This is a genomic window from Streptomyces sp. NPDC107528, assembly GCF_055639295.1.
This window is the reverse complement of the sequence record NZ_JBVKAV010000004.1, coordinates 528118-545755: the sequence shown is the minus strand read 5'-3', so window position 1 is coordinate 545755 and position 17638 is coordinate 528118. Positions and strand designations below refer to the sequence as shown.

At 71.3% G+C, this 17638-nt stretch carries 16 protein-coding genes; 11 read left to right on the top strand and 5 right to left on the bottom strand.

Annotated elements, in window-relative coordinates:
* Positions 1–79: 79 nt before the first annotated feature.
* Together ACZ7L5_RS16160 and ACZ7L5_RS16155 are read left to right on the top strand one after the other, a co-directional pair.
* Entirely contained in the window at positions 80–718 is a 639-nt protein-coding gene (locus ACZ7L5_RS16160; protein ID WP_328880600.1) for an ATP-binding protein, read from the top strand.
* Between the two features lie 201 nt (positions 719–919).
* Positions 920–1885 (top strand): DUF5926 family protein, encoded by a 966-nt coding sequence (locus tag ACZ7L5_RS16155; RefSeq protein ID WP_471517144.1) that lies wholly within the window; start codon positions 920–922, stop codon positions 1883–1885.
* A 243-nt stretch (positions 1886–2128) separates the two neighbouring features.
* Here the strand turns inward: ACZ7L5_RS16155 and ACZ7L5_RS16150 are convergent, their stop codons facing one another.
* Complete coding sequence (locus ACZ7L5_RS16150; protein ID WP_471517142.1) at positions 2129–2797, bottom strand: hypothetical protein; 669 nt, start codon at positions 2795–2797, stop codon at positions 2129–2131.
* A gap of 56 nt (positions 2798–2853) precedes the next feature.
* A complete protein-coding gene (locus ACZ7L5_RS16145) occupies positions 2854–3513 on the bottom strand; it encodes a bifunctional DNA primase/polymerase (RefSeq protein WP_471517140.1) in 660 nt (219 codons plus the stop codon).
* Between the two features lie 503 nt (positions 3514–4016).
* Between ACZ7L5_RS16145 and ACZ7L5_RS16140 the strand changes: the two genes are divergently transcribed.
* The 4 genes from ACZ7L5_RS16140 to ACZ7L5_RS16125 all read left to right on the top strand — a co-directional run bounded on the left by ACZ7L5_RS16140 (position 4017) and on the right by ACZ7L5_RS16125 (position 9987).
* Positions 4017–5528, top strand: a complete 1512-nt coding sequence (locus ACZ7L5_RS16140; RefSeq protein WP_471517138.1) for a PP2C family protein-serine/threonine phosphatase — start codon at positions 4017–4019, stop codon at positions 5526–5528.
* Positions 5529–5674: 146 nt separating this feature from the next.
* Positions 5675–7144: an aminopeptidase P family protein gene (locus ACZ7L5_RS16135; RefSeq protein WP_471517136.1), complete on the top strand. Its 1470-nt coding sequence runs from the start codon at positions 5675–5677 to the stop codon at positions 7142–7144.
* Positions 7145–7274: 130 nt separating this feature from the next.
* The gene (gene pdxR, locus ACZ7L5_RS16130; RefSeq protein ID WP_471517134.1) at positions 7275–8621 is read left to right on the top strand and encodes a MocR-like pyridoxine biosynthesis transcription factor PdxR; all 1347 of its coding nucleotides are present in this window, start codon (positions 7275–7277) and stop codon (positions 8619–8621) included.
* A 118-nt stretch (positions 8622–8739) separates the two neighbouring features.
* Positions 8740–9987 (top strand): MFS transporter, encoded by a 1248-nt coding sequence (locus tag ACZ7L5_RS16125; protein WP_471517132.1) that lies wholly within the window; start codon positions 8740–8742, stop codon positions 9985–9987.
* Here the strand turns inward: ACZ7L5_RS16125 and ACZ7L5_RS16120 are convergent.
* The 3 genes from ACZ7L5_RS16120 to ACZ7L5_RS16110 form a co-directional block, all read right to left on the bottom strand.
* A complete protein-coding gene (locus tag ACZ7L5_RS16120; RefSeq protein ID WP_471517131.1) occupies positions 9962–10795 on the bottom strand; it encodes a triphosphoribosyl-dephospho-CoA synthase in 834 nt (277 codons plus the stop codon). The genes ACZ7L5_RS16125 and ACZ7L5_RS16120 overlap by 26 nt on opposite strands.
* A 10-nt stretch (positions 10796–10805) precedes the next feature.
* Complete coding sequence (locus ACZ7L5_RS16115) at positions 10806–11750, bottom strand: intradiol ring-cleavage dioxygenase (protein WP_471517129.1); 945 nt, start codon at positions 11748–11750, stop codon at positions 10806–10808.
* A 123-nt stretch (positions 11751–11873) separates the two neighbouring features.
* Positions 11874–12323 carry an ATP-binding protein gene (locus tag ACZ7L5_RS16110; protein WP_328880592.1) on the bottom strand — a complete coding sequence of 150 codons (450 nt, stop codon included), beginning with the start codon at positions 12321–12323 and terminating at the stop codon, positions 11874–11876.
* Positions 12324–12600: 277 nt separating this feature from the next.
* On the opposite strand from ACZ7L5_RS16110, the gene ACZ7L5_RS16105 reads away from it, so the two are divergent.
* The 5 genes from ACZ7L5_RS16105 (at position 12601) to ACZ7L5_RS16085 (ending at position 17636) form a co-directional block, all read left to right on the top strand.
* Positions 12601–13440, top strand: coding sequence for a hypothetical protein (locus ACZ7L5_RS16105; RefSeq protein ID WP_471517128.1), 840 nt, complete (start codon positions 12601–12603; stop codon positions 13438–13440).
* A 285-nt stretch (positions 13441–13725) separates the two neighbouring features.
* On the top strand, positions 13726–14463 hold the full coding sequence (locus ACZ7L5_RS16100; RefSeq protein ID WP_471517126.1) for a YcnI family copper-binding membrane protein: 738 nt from the start codon (positions 13726–13728) through the stop codon (positions 14461–14463).
* Between the two features lie 80 nt (positions 14464–14543).
* On the top strand, positions 14544–15209 hold the full coding sequence (locus tag ACZ7L5_RS16095) for an SCO family protein (RefSeq protein ID WP_471517124.1): 666 nt from the start codon (positions 14544–14546) through the stop codon (positions 15207–15209).
* Positions 15206–15664: a copper chaperone PCu(A)C gene (locus tag ACZ7L5_RS16090; protein WP_471517122.1), complete on the top strand. Its 459-nt coding sequence runs from the start codon at positions 15206–15208 to the stop codon at positions 15662–15664. Before ACZ7L5_RS16095 ends, ACZ7L5_RS16090 begins: the two co-directional genes overlap by 4 nt.
* 13 nt (positions 15665–15677) lie before the next feature.
* The gene (locus ACZ7L5_RS16085) at positions 15678–17636 is read left to right on the top strand and encodes a copper resistance CopC/CopD family protein (RefSeq protein WP_471517120.1); all 1959 of its coding nucleotides are present in this window, start codon (positions 15678–15680) and stop codon (positions 17634–17636) included.
* Positions 17637–17638 lie beyond the last annotated feature (2 nt).

The window sequence follows — 17638 nt, the reverse complement described above, 5'->3', positions numbered from 1 at the left end:
TCGGCCACACCGACGAATTCCAGCCATCCCGATTACAGGGAGTGCTCCGGCGCGTTCGTTCCGTATTCGATCGTTCTGAATGCGTCCCCGGACCTTGGTTGGCCGGTTTCCGGTACAGGCCAATGGGGCATCCACACCGTGGCGTGGGGCAAAGGAGGTCTCGGGGGTGGCGTTGGTGGTGGCACAGGAGGTGCCCACGTCGTCAAGCATGGCCGTTCCCCACGGCCCTGCGGGCGTGGGCAAGGCGCGGCACCGTATGCGCTCTCAATTGCGCAGGGGCGGCGTAGCGGAATCGGTCATCGACGACGCCGTTCTGATTCTTTCCGAACTCTTGAGCAACGCGTGCAAACACGGCCGACCGCTGGGTGACGCGCTGTCCGGGGACGGCGACGTCCGTGCCGCTTGGCGCATGGAGGCGGGCGGCAGGCTCACGCTGGAGGTGACGGACGGCGGCGGACCCACTCGCCCTGCTCCGGCCACGCCCTCGGTCACCGCGCACGGCGGCCGCGGGCTGAACATCATCACCGCCCTGGCCGACGACTGGGGTGTACGGGACGACGCCCGCGGCGAGGTCACGGTCTGGGTCGTGGTCCACGACGACGTTCATGATCCGGATGCGGGGCACCGCCGCGACGATTTCGCTACGCGCGTCGCAGCCCCGACCGTGGGCGCGATATCCGGCCTCGACTTCGCGGACGCCTTCGACGATCTGGACTGAAGGCACCGAACCGAGGGCTGAAGGCACCCAACCGAGAGAAACGGAAATGGAACCATCGGTTTCGACCGACGTTCCGCCTCCGTCGCGAAGTTCCTCCGCTCCCGGCACGACCGTGGGTTGTCCACAGCCTCCCGTCGACCATGGCGTGAACGGCTAGGCTCGCGCCCGTACGAGACGAGCCGTAACCGGGAGACACCCACGATGGCCAAGAAGCGACCCCAGACCAAGGCCAAGCGCCCGCAGATCATCGACGGCGAGGTCCCGGTCGTCGGCGCACGCGAGCCATGCCCCTGCGGCAGCGGCCGCCGCTACAAGGCCTGTCATGGCCGGTCCGCCGCGCAGGCGGTGACCGAGCTGGTGCAGCGCCCGTTCGACGGGCTGCCGGGCGAGTGCGACTGGGTGGCCCTGCGCGAGCTGGTGCCGGCCGCCACCGTCGAACTGCCCCTGAAGGGCGGCCTCCCCGAAGGTGTCCCGTCCGTCACGCTGGCCACGGTGCTGCCGATGGCCTGGCCGGCCCTGCGCCGCGACGACGGCTCGGTGCTGCTCGGCCTGCAGAACGACACGGCGTCGGGCGACATCAGCCGCGACCTCGCCGACACCCTCCAGCAGGCGCTCGCCGCGCAGCCCGGCACCCCGGTCCAGGGCCGCCGCGCCCCGGCCGACGGTCCGCGGCTGCAGGATCTGCTCGACCCCGAGGGCGCCTTCGAGCCAGTTGTCCACTCCGGGTTCGAGTTCTGGGTCCCGGACGCGGAGAACGCCACTCCGGAGGTGTCCGCCTCCCTGGAGCGGGCCAACGCCGCGGCCATCCCGACGGTCAAGCTCACCGGCGTGGACGCCGCCTACTGGTGCGAGACGCCGGACAAGAACCACCTGCGCTGGGTCATGCCGCACCCCGAGGAGCAGCTTCTGGACGCTCTCGCGCGGCTGCACGCGGCAGGGAAGTCGAACCTCGGCGAGGGCACGCGTCTCGTGGGCTCCTTCCGCGCTCACGGCCTCACCGTGCCGGTCTGGGACCTGCCGAGCGGTGTCGGCGCGGAGGACGTGGAGAAGCCGGCGGCCGAGTTCGCCGAGCGTCTCGCCGCGGCCCTGGCCGCGGACGCCCCGCTCACCGCGGACGAGCGTCGCGCGCGTGGCGGCCTGACCAACCGGCAGGTCACGCTCAGCTGACGGGCGCCTCACGGATCGGGTGCGGCTGAACGACCGTTCAGCCGCACGGCACCCCTCGGGAGGGGTGAATCCGATCACAACTCCCATACGGAGCAAGGGAATCCGTGACTGGAAAGCCCGGATCGAATTTGCGAACCGCCGATCTCTTGTTACCGTTCGAGTAGCCCGGTTGCTGGTGCATCCCCCGTCGCCAGCAACCGGGTCTTTCCATGTGCGCAGACCTTTACGGAACGACGTCACATGTCAACGGCCCGTACCCGCCCCTGAATTGCCCGGTGCAGAGTTGCTCGCGGAACGCAGCAACAACGCCCCGCCCCCGGCCCGCTCGGCGAACTCCGTGACGGCCGTGTAGGCGCCCGCATCTCCACGCGTGCGCTCCCGGGGCGTCTCGCAGGTCCCCGGTTCGTCCTCGGCACCCACGACGCAGCGCATCTGCAGCGTGCGTCCAGCGGGCCCCATGAGGCTCAGTACGGAGTCCAGCGCGCCGCCGGTCGCATTGCGGAAGTAGGTGCGCGCCCAGGTGTCCTCGCCCTGCGTGAGGACACAGGTCTGCGCCTCGATGCCCTCGGGCGAGGTGAGTTCGGGACCGCAGCGCACGGCGGTGGCGAGGCCCAGGTCGAGCAGCAGCGGGGAGCCGGTGGCAGCAGCCGACGGCGCCTTGGCGTCACCGCGAGGGGACGGACGTACGACGCCGTCCTTCGGGGCGGGCGGGGAGGACCGTACGGCATCGCGCGCGGGCGAGCCCACGGCGGCCCGGCCCGCTTCGACGACCTGGCCGGCGGCCGCCCAGGCCAGCGGCAGGGCGACCGCGGCCGCCGCGACGGACGCGAGGGCGATCAGACGGATTCTTCTGTGGTTCGGCCCGCGGCGATGCGATGACGGTGCCCGGTTTCCCCTGGAATGACGCGACATATAGCGGAACATAACGACCGTGCGCGTGTGCACCGTTCCGCGCGCGCCGGAGAGCCCTACAACTCGGGCGCGCTCACACCCGTACGAGTGAGGGCCTCGACCACCGCGTCCACCACGGCCTCCACATCGGGCACCCACGGGGAGGCCGAGCCGGGCAGCGGGGCGCGCTGCCAGCTGATGGTGCCCTGACCCGTCTCGGACGGGGGCAGGGCGATGTAGCCGCCCTCGCCGTGGAAGCGGAGGGAGCCGGGGACGAAGTCCTTGGCGTACAGCAGTTCGCCCAGCTGCTCCATGGAGTACGGCTTCACCAGGATCGCCCAGCGGGCGGGCGAGGCCACGACCGGACCGAGGCGCATGCCCATGCGGTCGAGTGCGGCGAGTGCGTGAGCGGCCGGCAGAGCGGGCAGGCTGACCGCGCAGGGAGCCTGGCCACCGGTGGCGAGGATGATCGGGGCCGCCGGCCGATTGGTCCACCACCACCGCAGCATGCGCTCGTCGGTGGTGGCCGCGAGCAGGCCGGGGTCGAAGGGGTGCGCGCCGGGCACCGTGCAGTCCGGGTCGGGGCAGCCGCAGCGGGAGTGTCCCTGCGGGTGCGTCGTCACGCCCGGGAGTACGGGCCAGCGCCATTGCGTCGCGAAGGTCAGGGCCGCGCTGAACTGCTCAGACTTCCCGTCACCGCGCAGGAGCCTGCGTCGCTTTCCGAGGATCTCGCGCATGAGCGCTCGTTCCTTTCCGTTGCACCGCTGGCAACACCGTGGGCTTCATCACACCATGTGTCGATCTCTTCACTGTGCGTACCTGTTGGCGCATCACACCCCTGCACTGAGCAAGGGGAACCCCTATGGGCCGAGCATTGGCTGCGTCCGCGGCAGCCTCGTCCACACTGCGTCTACCAAAAGCATGGGCGTGGCGTGGGGTGGCGAAGTCTGGCGTTTTGCCGTCGCGCGTATTTCTCTTCGCCTCCGCCACGGGAGGATGGGGCACGATCGTCAGTGGCTAAGACGCCCGGGTCCGTCACCAGGTTCCGGGTGGTTGTCCACCACCCCTGGCCTTCACCGAGTACGTACCCATCACGACCGCTGTGACGCTCCGTGGAGCGAAACCAGTCGACCGCAATACCCCGTTCCCTGAGGCAGTTTTAAGCCAAGTTTGCCTTTACGCAAGAGGTCTACAAGGAGTGCTCGGGTGACCCACGGACACCAGGAATCCCAGCAGGACAATGCTGGACATCCCCTTACGAGTGCGTGTACATGTGGAGACACTGCTAGCGGCGCAGAATGACATGGGGGTTTGCGATGCTTTTGAGCAATACGCACCGGTCGGAAAGCCGGACGCCATGAACGCCCCTCACCCTTCGAAAGTGGCCGGAATCGATTCCACGGTTCCCTCGCCCGCACACACTGTCGCGCCCGCGCCCGGAGCCTCGGGAACCCCAGCGGTTCCCCCACCGAACCCGCCGGGCGCACTGCTTCAGGACCGTCTCGCCGGCTGGGTCTCGGACCTCACGACACTCCACGAACTCACCGAACGCCTGGCGCGCACGGACGCGCTCGACGATGCCCTCCAGGAACTGCTGCGCGCCGGATCCGCCCTCGTCGGCGCCCGGCGCGGTCTTGTCGTACTGGAACCCGCCGACGGCCTCGGCCCGGACACGACCATCGGGCTGGGCCTCGCGCGCGCCGACCTCGGGCACATCGAGACCGTGCCCCGCAGCTCCCTTTCCTACGGCAGGATCCTCGACGGGCTGCCCGGCGGCGACGGCGAGATCGCCGAGCCCGACCTGTTCGCCGGGGACAAGCTCGACCCCCGCCACCGCGAGGTGGCCGCCCGCCTCGGCTACGCCGCCAGCTACGCCCTCCCCCTGTCCACCGACGCGGCCGGCCGCCTCGGTGCCGCCGTATGGCTGTACGACGAGCCCGCCGAACCGGTCGAGCGCCAGCGCCACCTCGTCGGCCTGTACGTCCGCTACGCCACCGAGCACCTGGCCCGGCTCCTCGAGGTCGAGCGCACCCGCGCGGCCATGAGGACGATGGCCGAGGAACTGCTCCCCTCCCGTCTGCCCCGCATGGCCGGCGTCCAGCTCGCCGCCCGGCACCGCACCGGCCCGCGCGGGGGCGGCGACTGGTACGACGCGCTGCCCCTGCCGGACGCCGCGCTCGGCCTCGCGGTCGGCTCGGTGACCGGGTCCGGGCCCAGCGCGGTCGCCGCGATGGGCCGGCTGAGGGCAAGCCTGCGGGCGTATGCCGTGATGGAGGGCGAGGACCCGGTCGCGGTCCTTTCCGACCTGGAACTGCTGCTCAGACTCACCGAGCCGGCCCGCTCCGCCACCGCCCTGTTCGCCTACTGCGAGCCCTCCCTGCGCAAGATCACGCTCGCCGGTGCCGGGCACACCCCGCCGCTGCTGATCGGCGATCGGCGCACGGAGTTCGTGGAGACCTCCGTGTCGGCGCCGCTGGGCATGCTGGCCTGCTGGGAAGCGCCGAGCGTGGAGCTGTTCGCCGAAGCCGGAGAGACGGTTCTGCTGTACACCGACGGGCTGCTGCACCGCACCGGCGACGCCACGGACCGCGCCTTCGCCCGGCTGCATGCCGCGGCGGCCGGGGTACCGAGGGCCGTCCGGCACGACCCGGACGCCGTCGTCGACCACGTCCTGCGGACCGTGCTGCCGGACGGGGTGGACCAGGCGGACAGCGAGGAGGACGTCGTCCTGCTGGCTGCGCGCTTCGAGTAGCGGCCCGTGGCCCTTCGGTCACTCACCCATAACAGGCACGTGGCCTGCGTCATAGCACCGGCGGGCATCCTGCCCATCGGCCCTGGGACATGTCCCGTACGACCGTACGATGGACGGGGTCCAGTGCCGTATCGAGGAGGAAGACCGTGGCCGACGAGCTCACCCCGGAGACCCCGGAGACCCCGGAGACCGAGTCCGAAGAGCCGGTCAAGCAGCGCAAGAACGGCCTGTACCCGGGCGTGTCCGACGAGCTTGCCGAGAACATGAAGTCCGGCTGGGCCGACACGGAGCTGCACGGCCTGGGGCCGATCCCCCAGGCCGCCGAGACCGCCGCGCGGCGCGCCGCGCTGTCGGCGCGGTTCCCGGGCGAGCGGCTGGTGATCCCCGCGGGCAACCTGAAGACGCGCTCGAACGACACCGAGTACGCCTTCCGGGCGTCGGTCGAGTACGCGTACCTCACGGGCAACCAGACCGAGGACGGTGTGCTCGTCATGGAGCCCGCCGCCGACGGGCACAAGGCGACGATCTATCTGCTGCCGCGCTCCGACCGCGAGAACGGCGAGTTCTGGCTGTCCGGACAGGGCGAGCTGTGGGTCGGACGCCGGCACTCGCTCACCGAGGCGGAGAAGCTGCACGGCATCCCCGCGTCCGACGTGCGCGAGCTGGCGGACGCGCTGCGTGAGGCCACCGGTCCGGTGCGGGTCGTCCGGGGCTTCGACGCCGGCATCGAGGCCGCGCTCACCGACAAGGTCACCGCCGAGCGGGACGAGGAACTGCGGGTCTTCCTGTCCGAGGCGCGGCTCGTCAAGGACGAGTTCGAGATCGGCGAGCTGCAGAAGGCCGTCGACTCGACCGTGCGCGGCTTCGAGGACGTGGTGAAGGTCCTCGACAAGGCCGAGGCGACCTCCGAGCGCTACATCGAGGGCACGTTCTTCCTCCGCGCGCGCGTGGAGGGCAACGACGTCGGCTACGGCTCCATCTGCGCGGCCGGTCCGCACGCCTGCACGCTGCACTGGGTGCGCAACGACGGGCCCGTGCGCTCGGGCGACCTGCTGCTGCTCGACGCGGGCGTCGAGACGCACACGTACTACACCGCCGACGTCACGCGCACGCTGCCGATCAACGGGCGGTACAGCGAGATCCAGAAGAAGATCTACGACGCCGTGTACGACGCCCAGGAGGCCGGTATCGCGGCCGTGAAGCCGGGTGCGAAGTACCGGGACTTCCATGACGCCTCGCAGCGGGTGCTCGCCGAGCGGCTCGTCGAGTGGGGGCTTGTCGAGGGGCCGGTCGAGCGGGTGCTGGAGCTCGGGCTCCAGCGGCGCTGGACGCTGCACGGGACCGGGCACATGCTCGGCATGGACGTGCACGACTGCGCCGCCGCGCGTGTGGAGTCGTACGTCGACGGCACGCTGGAGGCGGGCATGGTGCTGACCGTCGAGCCGGGGCTGTACTTCCAGGCCGATGACCTGACGGTGCCGGAGGAGTACCGGGGTATCGGTGTGCGGATCGAGGACGACATCCTGGTGACCGGGGACGGGAACCGGAACCTGAGCGCTGCGCTGCCGCGGCGGTCGGACGAGGTCGAGAGCTGGATGTCCTCTCTGAAGGGCTGATGTGTGATCGATGGCCGGATACCAAGGGGGTGTCCGGCCATCGTTGCGGTCTGCAGGCAGTTCGTGGCCGGTCGCGCCCACGCGGCGGAGCCGCAAAGGGACACAGCCCGCACCCCCTCAGGGAGTTGGTGTGGACCTGCACATAGAACTCGCCGTCGTCGAAGGGCGCCGCGCGGGACTGGAGCATGCCCTGCGCGACGCTGTCCGGGACGGACGGCTGGCACCCGGTGCTCGCTTGCCCGCGACCCGGCGGCTCGCCGACGAACTCGGCATCTCGCGGAACACCGTCAAGGCGGCGTACGACCAGCTTGTCGCCGAGGGGTATCTCACCGCTCGACAGGGGGCCGGCACGCAGGTCGCCGCCTTGCCGCCCATCGACACCGAACCGCCGCAGGCCGCCGTACGCGCGCGTGTGCCGCGTTTTGATCTGCGGCCCGGGAGTCCGGACGTGGGGGCGTTTCCGGCGGCTGCCTGGTTGCGGGCGTTGCGCAGGGCCATCGCCGCGGCGCCCTCACCGGCGTATGACTACGGCGATCCGCGCGGGCGTATCGAGCTGCGGAACGCGCTGTCGGGGTACCTGGGGCGGGCACGCGGGGTGCTGGCGCCGGCGGAGCGCATCGTGATCACCTCCGGGTATGTGCAGGGGCTGGCGCTGCTCACGCGTGTGCTGGAGGGCGGCTCGTTCGCGATGGAGGACCCCGGGCTGCCGTTTCACCGGGAGGTGGTGCGGCGGGGCGGTGGCATCGTCGTGCCCGTTCGGGTGGACGAACGAGGGGCTTGCGCCGAGGGGTTGGAGGACTGTGACGCCGTTGTCGTCACGCCCGCGCATCAGTATCCGACCGGTGTGACGCTGCACCCGGAGCGGCGGCGGGCGCTCACCGACTGGGCACGCGCGCGTGGGGGCTTGATCGTCGAGGACGACTACGACGGGGAGTTCCGCTACGACCGCCAGCCCGTGGGCGCGCTGCAAGGGATGGCGCCGGGGCAGGTGGTCTATCTGGGCACGGCCTCTAAGACCCTCGGGCCCGCACTGCGGCTCGGTTGGATGGTACTGCCACCGCATCTGGTCGACGCCGTGGCCGACGCCAAGCTGCACAGTGACCATCACACCGAGTCCATCGGCCAGTTGGCGCTGGCCGAGCTGATCGACAGCCATGCGTACGACCGTCATGTGCGCGCCTGCCGGCTGCGGTACCGGCGGCGCAGGGACCGGCTCGTGGAGCGGCTGGGGGCGCGGCGGCAGGTGCGGGGGATCGCGGCCGGGCTGCACGCGCTGGTGGCGGTCGACGACGAGGCGCGGGTGCTGGCGCGGGCCGAGGAGGAGGGGCTCGCGGTGGGGTGTCTGGGGGAGCACTGGCATGCGCCGGGCGGTGGTGAAGGGCGACCGCAGGGGCTGGTCGTGGGGTACGGGACGCCTCGGGAGCGGGTGTATCCGGAGGCGTTGGAGGTGCTCGGGAAGGTGCTGGACGGCGGCTGAAGGGGGCGGGCTGAGAGGGGCGGGCTGAGAGGAGTGGCCGACCGGCGCCGATTGGGCCACTGAAACAGCCCGTGATTGGTGCTACTGAGCAGCCCACCGCGTTTCTAGTGTCGCAGGCATGACGAACTCGCTCGTCCCGCCCGCCGGTCCGCAACGCGTCCTGGCCCTGGCCCAGTTGAGCAACTCGGTCGGGGACGGGGCCTACTACACGACGTCCGCTCTCTACTTCACCCAGGTCGTCGGCCTCGACCCCGCGCGCGTGGGGCTCGGGCTGACCGTCGGCTGGGCGGTCGGATCGCTGGTGGGGGTTCCGCTGGGGCGGCTCGCCGACCGGCGCGGCGCACGCGGTACGGCCGTGCTGCTGGCCCTCGCGACGGGCCTGGCGGTGGCGTCCTTCGTGGTCGTGCGCGGATTCGTGCCGTTCGTGCTGGCCGCGTGCGGATACGCGGCCGCGCAGTCCGGGCTCGCGGGGGCCCGGCAGGCGCTGCTCGCGGGGCTGGTGCCGGCCGCGGAGCGGACCGGGCTGCTGGCGCATCTCCAGTCGACGCTCAACGCCGGTCTCGCGGTGGGCGCCGGGCTGGGCGGGCTGGCACTGCACGCCGGGACGCGGGCGGCCTATCTAGGGGTGTTCGCGCTGGACGCGGCGAGTTTCCTGCTGTGTGCCGGGCTGCTGATGCGGCTGCCCGCCGTGCCGCGACCCGCGCTTGTGCCGGGCCCCTTGCAGAAACGTCGCAGCATCGGCGTCCTGCGGGACCGGCCGTATGCCCTCGTCGCGTTGCTCAACACGGTCCTGCTGCTGCGGCTGCCGCTGCTCAGCCTCGTGCTGCCGTTGTGGATCACTCGTAGGACCGAGGCGCCCGCCTGGCTGGTCTCCGCCTTGTTCGTGCTCAACACCGGTGCGGTGATGCTGTTCCAGGTCAGGACGGCGCGCGGCGTCACGGGGCTTGGCACGGCCACGCGCGCGGTGCGCCGTGCGGGCTGGGTGATGCTCGCCGCGTGCGTGGTGTTCGCGCTGTCGGCAGGGGCCTCCCTGTGGTTGGCCGTAGGGGTCCTCGTGGTCGGTGCGGTGCTTCAAGTGGTTGCTGAGATGGGGCAGTCGGCGGGTTCCTGGCAGCTGTCCTTCGACCTGGCTCCCGAGGGCCGTGTCGGCGAGTACCAGGGCCTGTTCGGGACCGGCGTCACCGTCGCCCGCACCCTCGGTCCGCTCCTGCTCACGGCCCTGCTGGTGGAGTGGGGGACGCCGGGCTGGCTGCTGCTCGGCGGGGCGATGCTGGCCGCGTCGTACGCGATGGGACCGGCGGTGCGGTGGGCCGCCGGTCGCCGCGCCGAGGAGGACCGCGTCAGGCAGCCCGCGCTCGTGCCGTGACGGGCAGGGCGTCCAGGAACAGCGCCCCCGCGAGGAGCCCGGCGCTCCCCCGCGGGCTCCACGCGCGTGCGTGCAGGTCGGCGTCGAGGGCGGTGAGGGCCTCGGCACCGGCGTCGGTGGCCGTACCGCCCGACTCCAGGACTCCGCGGGCGCCCGCCTGGACGTGCCTCAGTCCCATCGGGCCCGCGGTGTGGAGGAGTTCGGTGTCCTGGAGGGTGGACATCACCGTCAGGAGGGCGTCCAGGCGGGCCCGCTGCTCCGTGGCGCCGGCCGCCCGGGCGGCGGCGAGCGCGTCCAACGCCCGCCGTACGTGCGGGAATCCGGCCCGTGCCTCGCCCCGCGCCCCGGCGGCGCCGTACTGCGCGGACACCGAGGAACCCCGGGAGGGCCTGCGCGGGGCGCGCCGGTCGGTGTGGGCGGCGATGCGCTTGGCGGTCGCGGCGACGTCCCGTGCCCCGGCCCGAGGGTCGAGTGCCGCCGCGGCGACCAGCAGGCCGAGCGTCCACAGCGCGCCCCGGTGGCCGCCGCCCGCGAGGTGCACCGAGTGCTCGGCGCACCTGCCGATCGCGCCGAGTTCGCTGCGAAGGCCGGGCGTCGGCTCACCCGTGCGCCGGGCGGCGGCCGCCATCGCCGCGAGGCCGGGCGTGAGTGCCTTCGCCGACCAGCGCAGCATGCCGTGGTCCCGACGGGCGACACGGGCGCCCAGGTCGCGCGGGTCGGGCAGGCCCGGCTTGGGGGCCAGGGCCAGCTGCCCGGTCAGCGCGGCCACGGCGGCCTGCGCCAGGGCCTCGTCCTCGCGGCTGCTCATGGCCGTACCCCTAGGAGGAGGCCGAGGCCGACGGGGTGCCGCTGGGCGCGTCGCCGGGGGCGCCGCTCGGCGCTCCGCTCGGGGGCGTACCGCCACCGCCGCCGCTGCCCGCGCCGGTGTTCTCGGCATCCGGGTCGACGCCGATGGTGAGGGTGCCCTTGTAGCCCTTGGACGGGTCCTTCTTGTGCACGGCCTTCAGGGTCAGCAGGCCGCTGGAGGCGCCGCCGCCGTCGTAGACCATGTCGTTGTCGAGGGTGGTGTAGCTGCCGGAGTGCTTCGCGTACGGCTCCAGCGCGAAGATCTCCTCGGCGATCGCGTCGTCGAAGAACAGCTGGCCGGTGTAGTTGACCGTGCCGCCCTCGTAGGTGCCGTCCTCCTTCTGGCCGCCGGTGTGCACCTTGAGGTGGATGTGGCAGGTGCGTGGGGTGTACCAGCCCGGGAAGATCGTCTCGAACTTCACGACCCCGTTGGCGTTGGCGATCTGATACCCGCGCAGATAGGTGTTGTCGTTCGCGGTCGAGCCGTCCTCGCTCTCGGCGGGCGCGGAACCGCCGGGATTGGCCGTGGTGTAGCCGGAGTAGTAGCCCCAGGCGTCGCAGTGCCAGATCTCCACGGCGGCTCCCTTGACGGGGGTGCAGCCGTCCGTGGCGTCGACGACGGTGAGGCGCAGCGTCAGCGGGACGCCGCTCTTGCCCTCGGTGATGTCCTTCCGCACCAGGGCGTTGTCGAGGTAGTACGGCCCTTCGGTGACGCTCGACATCAGCGTCATGCAGGTGCCGGCGCTCTCCGAGGCGGTCGTGGTGGCCGTCGCCGCGGCGTCGGTCGCCGTCTCGACCGTGTCGGCGAAGGCCGCCTGATAGCCCGCGACGGCCAGTCCGCCCGCGGCCACCGTGCCACCGGTCACCACGATCGCGCGGCGCCGGGTGATCGACTTGTCCGTGTGGTTTCCCGTCATGGCCAGGAAGTTAGGGACGCCGCCCGTCAACAGCTTGGGGTGGCACTGTGCGGGGGCTGTGAGTCCCGAGGAAGCTGAAGCCGATCGACGCTCGACGTGACCTACGGCGTCGGGGCGTCGGCGCTACACCGCCATCAGCGACGGGTCCTTCTTCCACTTGAGGATCTTGTCGAAGCTCACCACGGCCCCGCCCCGCCCCGGCTTGTTGCCGAACTGGACGTGGTCGGCGAGTTCCTCGATGAGGCAGAGTCCCCGGCCGTGCTCGGCGTCGGTGGTCGCCGGGCGGGGTGCGCGCAGCGGTGCGGTGAAGCCGGGCCCTGAGTCGGCGACCTCGATGTGGCACTTCTCGCCGTCCAGGTACGCGGTCACGCGGTACGCCGGTGGGGAGCCGTCGGGCGTGGTGTCGCCGCCGTGTTCGACGGCGTTGGCGCAGGCCTCGCTGAGGGCGACGGAGAGGTCGTACGACACGTCGGGGTCGACGCCCGCGGTCTCCATGGTGCCGATCAGCAGCCGTCGGGCGAGAGGCACGCTCGCAGCTTCTCGCCGCAAATGGAGTGACCACCAGATGCTCATGCTCCAGCCTCCTGGCTGCGGCTCGACATACCGTTACGTATTGCCACGAGTGCCCATCGGTAAGCACACCATTGACGTGATGCCGCCCATATGGTCGATGCGTCTACGCGGGAATCGGTGTATGTGGGGGCGGCCCACACCAGAGGGTGACCTTCCGGTCGTACGACCCCAACGACCCGTACTGCCCCTATGCCCCGTACGTCCCCCTACCGCTCGTATGTCATCTTGCGGACCTGCCGTATGGCAGTCATAAGGCCAGTGCGATGATGACCCCGCCATGACTGCCCCCCACCCGCGCACGGTGCGCTCCGGGAGTGATCTCCGGATACTGCGGGCCGCGGTGTTCGCCGCGGTCTGCGTCGTGCTGGCCGGAGTCGGGCATGTGCTGGGCTCCTGCGCCACGATCCCGCTGTGGACGCTTGGCGCGGGGTTCCTGGGAGTCCTCCTGGTCACGGTGCCGTTCACCGGGCGTGAACGCTCGCTGCCCGGGATAGCCGCGCTGCTCGCGGCGTGCCAGACCGTCCTGCACACGCTGTTCGGGCTGGGTCAGCACGGGGCGGGTGCCGGGGCGGCCACCGGGTCCTCCGCGACGTCCGCCTCCCTGTCGGACGCCGCACTGGTGGAGCAGGCCGCGCGGCTGGTCTGCGGGACCGCCGCTGCGGCGATCAGCCCCGCCCAGGCCCAGCGGCTCCTCACCGAGGCGCGGTTGAACCCGGCCGCCGGGGCACATGCGTCACACCCGTCGGCGGACGCCATGTCCGCCGCCACCGACTCCTCCGCATCGCTGCTGCCGTCCCTGCCCATGGTGCTCGCCCACGTTCTCGCGGCGGTCGTCGCGGGGTGGCTGCTGCGGCGTGGGGACCTGGCCCTGCTGCGGATCGCCGAGATGTCCGCGGTGTCGGCGCATGTGGTCGCCGAGGGGGCGCTCGTACGTTCCCTGCGCGGGGCGCTCGCGCTGGTGCGCGCCCAGCGTGCCGGGCTCCCGGGTGCGCCCGAGGCGGGGCCGCGGCTGCCGCGCGCCGAGACGCTCGGGCGGTCCGCACCCCGCACCGTCGCCCTCCAGCACACGGTGATCAGGCGCGGCCCGCCGGTCGCCGCGCTGATCCTCGCCGCCTGACACGACGCGACCGCCACTCCACCGAGGTGGGGACAAGGGCCGCCGTCGTGCGGCACGCGCGCGTGCCCGCGTGCACCGATCGAGGAAGAGGGGCTTCCGCCTCCGGACTCCGGGCCCTCGGAGTTCTGAACTCCGGACCTCTGGACTGCTCCGGACCTCTGGACTGCTCCGGACCTCCGGCTTTCCCGGAGGGACACCTCTTTTCCGTCTGATCGGGCACCCCCGCGCACGCGTACTCCTCTTCACCACCGGAATCCCGATCTCACTCACAGTGGAGTGCTCAGCATGAAGGTCTCTCGTATCGCCGCCGTCGGCGCCCTCGCCGGCACGGGTGTGCTCGCCCTGTCCGTCCCCGCCTTCGCCCACGTCAGCGTGCAGCCGGAGGGCACCGCCGCCAAGGGCGGTTACGCAGTGGTCGACTTCAAGGTCCCGAACGAGCGCGACAACGCGTCGACGACCAAGCTCGAGGTCACCTTCCCGACCGACCACCCGCTGGCGTCCGTGATGCCCGAAGCCATTCCCGGCTGGAAGGCCGAGGTCACCAAGTCCAAGCTGGACAAGCCGCTGGAGATGCACGGCAAGAAGATCACGGAGGCGGTCAGCAAGGTCACCTGGACCGCCGACGGCGAAGGCGTCAAGCCCGGCTTCTTCCAGAAGTTCCCCGTCTCCGTCGGCACCCTGCCCGAGGACGCCGACGAGCTCGTCTTCAAGGCCGTCCAGACGTACTCCAACAAGGAGGTCGTGCGCTGGATCGAGGTGCCGCAGGAGGGTCAGGAGGAGCCCGAGAACCCGGCGCCGGTGCTCGAACTCTCCGCCGCCGAGGAGGGCCACCACGGCTCGTCGTCCTCCGACAAGGCTTCCGACTCCGACGACGCCGAAGCCGCCTCCGCGAAGACGGACGCCGCCGAGCCCGCCGACAGCAGCGACACCACGGCCCGCGTCCTTGGCGTGGTCGGCATCGTCGTCGGCGCGCTGGGCGTGGCGTACGGCGTGATCGCCGGCCGTCGGCGCACCGACGCCTGACGGCACCTTCGGTTCACGGCGCGCGCCGGGGCACACGCCCCCGGTGCGCGCCGGAGCTCACACAATTGGGACATTTCTCTATGCGTACGAAGACCCGTAAGAAGACCTTTGCCGCGGCCGCCCTGCTCGCCGCCGCCACCCTCACCCTCTCCGCCTGCGGCAACGGTGACGACAGCGCCGAGCCCGTCACCGTGGTTTCCGAGGAGGCCGGCTCGGACAAGGCCGCCATCGTCCTCGACAAGCCGTTCGAGAAGCCGGACCTGGTCCTCACCGACACGAACGGCAAGAAGTACGACCTCCGCAAGGAGACCAAGGGCAAGCCGACGCTGATCTACTTCGGCTACACCAACTGCCCCGACGTCTGCCCGCTGACGATGAACAACGTCGCCGTCGCCAAGAAGCAGCTGCCGAAGGCCGAACAGGACGAGCTGCGCGTGGTGTTCGTCACCACCGACCCTGAGCGGGACACCGCGGCCGCGCTCGGCAAGTGGCTCAAGGGCATCGACCCGCAGGTCGTGGGCCTGACCGGCGAGTTCGACACCATCCAGGCCGGCGCCCGCACCCTCGGCATCTCCATCGAGCCGCCGCACAAGGACAAGAACGGCAAGATGGTCTCGACCCACGGCACGCAGGTCGTGGCGTTCTCGCCGAAGACCGACGCCGGGTATGTCCTGTACACCGAGTCCGCCACGGTCGACGACTACACCAAGGACCTCCCCGAGCTGATCAAGGGGGCGAAGCCGTGAGGCGGTTCCTCCCGGTGACCGCGGTGCTGACCGGAGCCCTCGTCCTGGCGGGCTGCGGCTCCGGCGATTCCCAGGACGACTCCAAGGCCGAACTGTCCATCGGCGGCGCCTACATGCCGCAGCCGGTCTCCGACTCCATGGCGGCCGGTTTCCTGACCGTCACCAACAAGGGCGGCTCGGAGGACGAGTTGACGTCCGTCACCAGTGACGTCGGTGACGTGACCGCCCACGAGACGGTCGGATCGTCGATGCAGGAGGCCAAGGACGTCGCCGTGCCCGCGCACGGTCAGCTCGTCTTCAAGAGCGGTGGCAGCCATCTGATGTTCGAAAAGCTGAAGCGGAAGCCGAAGCAGGGCGAGAAAGTGACTGTGAAGCTCCACTTCGCCGAGTCCGGCACGGTCACCGTCGAGATGCCGGTGAAGTCCGCCACGTACAGCCCGAAGACCGGACACTGAGGGAGAGATCGCCTTGACCCAGACCATCGCCCCCCGCGTCCGGACCCTGGTGCTGCTGCTCCTGGCCGCCACTGGTCTGCTCCTCGCCGGTGCCGGTCCGGTCTCCGCGCACGCCGCGCTGACCGGCAGCGACCCCCAGCAGGGGGCGGTGGTGGACAAGGCCCCGACGCAGGTCTCGCTGACGTTCTCCGAGGGGGTCGCCCTCTCGAACGACTCCCTGCGCGTGCTCGATCCCAAGGGCAAGCGCATCGACCGCGGCGACCCGGCCAACGTCAGCGGCACGACGTACGCCGTGAAACTCCACAGCGGCCTGCCCGACGGCACGTACACCGTCACCTACCAGGTGGTGTCCGAGGACAGCCATCCCGTCGCCGGCGCCTACACCTTCTCCATCGGCGCGCCCTCCCAGACGAGCGTCTCGGTCTCCGGCCAGGAGGCGGGGGGCGGTGTCGTCGGCTGGCTCTACGGGTTCGGCCGGTACGTGTCGTACGCCGGGTTCATCGTCCTGGTCGGCGGCGCCGCCTTTGTGCTCGCCTGCTGGCAGCGTGGGTCGGGCGTGCGGGCGCTGCAGCGGCTCGTCGTCACCGGATGGCTCGCCCTGACCGCCGCCACACTCGGACTGCTGCTCCTGCGCGGCTCGTACACCAGCACCGGGAAGGTCGGCGACGTCTTCGACCTGGACCTGCTCGGGCAGGTGCTGCAGACCAAGACGGGTGCGGCACTGGTGTCCCGGCTGTTGCTGCTCGCCGCGGCGGCACTGTTCATCGCCGTGCTGTTCGGGGCGTTCGACAAGCGGGAGGACGAGGAGAAGCGGGACCTGACCTTCGGGCTGGGCATCGGCGGGACCGTCGTGGCGGCCGGGCTCGCGGCCAGCTGGGCGATGTCCGAGCACGCCTCGACCGGGCTCCAGGCCGGGATCGCGATGCCCGTCGACATCCTCCACCTGCTGGCCGTCGCGAGCTGGCTCGGCGGGCTGGCCGCCCTGCTCGTCGCGCTCTACCGGGCGCCCGCGGACACGCCGCTCCCCGGGTCCGCCGTACGACGGTTCTCGCGCGTCGCCTTCGGCAGCGTGCTGGCGCTGGTCGCGACCGGGATCTACCAGTCGTGGCGGCAGCTCGGTTCGTGGTCGGCGTTCACCGGCACGCGGTACGGGCAGTTGCTGCTGGTCAAGATCGGGCTCGTGATGCTGCTGGTGGGGATCGCCTGGATCTCGCGGCGGTGGACCGCCCGGCTGGCGGAGACGGTCGTGGCCAAGCATCGGAAGGCGACGGAGGACTCCGACGGCGAGAAGGAGCACGCCACGGCCCAGGCCAGTGCGTCCGCCTCCACCTCTGCCGCCGCTTCCGGCAAGAAGGGTGCCTCGGCCGAGGTCTCCGGCAAGAAGGGCGGCGGCTCCGAGCGCGCCGCCCAGCTCGCCCGGCAGCAGGCCGCGATCGACACGGCACGGCAGAAGCAGGAGCGGGACGCCGATCCGAACCGGTTCGGGCTGCGCCGCTCGGTACTCGCCGAGGCGGGCGTCGCCGTCGTCCTGCTCGCCGTCACCACGATGCTGACGTCGACCGAACCGGGACGTACGGAGGAGGACGCGCGGGCGGCCACATCGTCCTCGCCCGCGGAGGCGTCGTCGGCCGGTGCGCTGACGCTGGACATGTCCTTCGACACCGGGGGCGAGGATGGCAAGGGCGTCGTACGGATCGACCTCGATCCCGCGCGCGTGGGCGGCAACGAGATGCACGTCTACGTGCAGCGCCCCAACGGCCGTGCCTTCGACATCCCCGAGGTGAAGGTCGCCTTCACCCTCGAGTCCCAGGACATCGGGCCGCTGCCCGTCGTCCCCGACCACATCGCCACCGGACACTGGTCGGCGAGCGGAGTACAGATCCCCGTGGCGGGCGAGTGGAAGATCACCGCGACCGTGCGGACCTCGGACATCGACCAGACCACTGTCTCCAAGAACGCGCAGATCGGCTGAAC

Bases quoted from the DNA above. Each gene is read 5' to 3' on its own strand.
- ACZ7L5_RS16160 (WP_328880600.1), top strand. From the start codon at position 80: ATGCGTCCCCGGACCTTGGTTGGCCGGTTTCCGGTACAGGCCAATGGG.
- ACZ7L5_RS16155 (WP_471517144.1), top strand. From the start codon at position 920: ATGGCCAAGAAGCGACCCCAGACCAAGGCCAAGCGCCCGCAGATCATC.
- ACZ7L5_RS16150 (WP_471517142.1), bottom strand. From the start codon at position 2,797: ATGTCGCGTCATTCCAGGGGAAACCGGGCACCGTCATCGCATCGCCGC.
- ACZ7L5_RS16145 (WP_471517140.1), bottom strand. From the start codon at position 3,513: ATGCGCGAGATCCTCGGAAAGCGACGCAGGCTCCTGCGCGGTGACGGG.
- ACZ7L5_RS16140 (WP_471517138.1), top strand. From the start codon at position 4,017: ATGCTGGACATCCCCTTACGAGTGCGTGTACATGTGGAGACACTGCTA.
- ACZ7L5_RS16125 (WP_471517132.1), top strand. From the start codon at position 8,740: ATGACGAACTCGCTCGTCCCGCCCGCCGGTCCGCAACGCGTCCTGGCC.
- ACZ7L5_RS16120 (WP_471517131.1), bottom strand. From the start codon at position 10,795: ATGAGCAGCCGCGAGGACGAGGCCCTGGCGCAGGCCGCCGTGGCCGCG.
- ACZ7L5_RS16115 (WP_471517129.1), bottom strand. From the start codon at position 11,750: ATGACGGGAAACCACACGGACAAGTCGATCACCCGGCGCCGCGCGATC.
- ACZ7L5_RS16110 (WP_328880592.1), bottom strand. From the start codon at position 12,323: ATGAGCATCTGGTGGTCACTCCATTTGCGGCGAGAAGCTGCGAGCGTG.
- ACZ7L5_RS16105 (WP_471517128.1), top strand. From the start codon at position 12,601: ATGACTGCCCCCCACCCGCGCACGGTGCGCTCCGGGAGTGATCTCCGG.
- ACZ7L5_RS16100 (WP_471517126.1), top strand. From the start codon at position 13,726: ATGAAGGTCTCTCGTATCGCCGCCGTCGGCGCCCTCGCCGGCACGGGT.
- ACZ7L5_RS16095 (WP_471517124.1), top strand. From the start codon at position 14,544: ATGCGTACGAAGACCCGTAAGAAGACCTTTGCCGCGGCCGCCCTGCTC.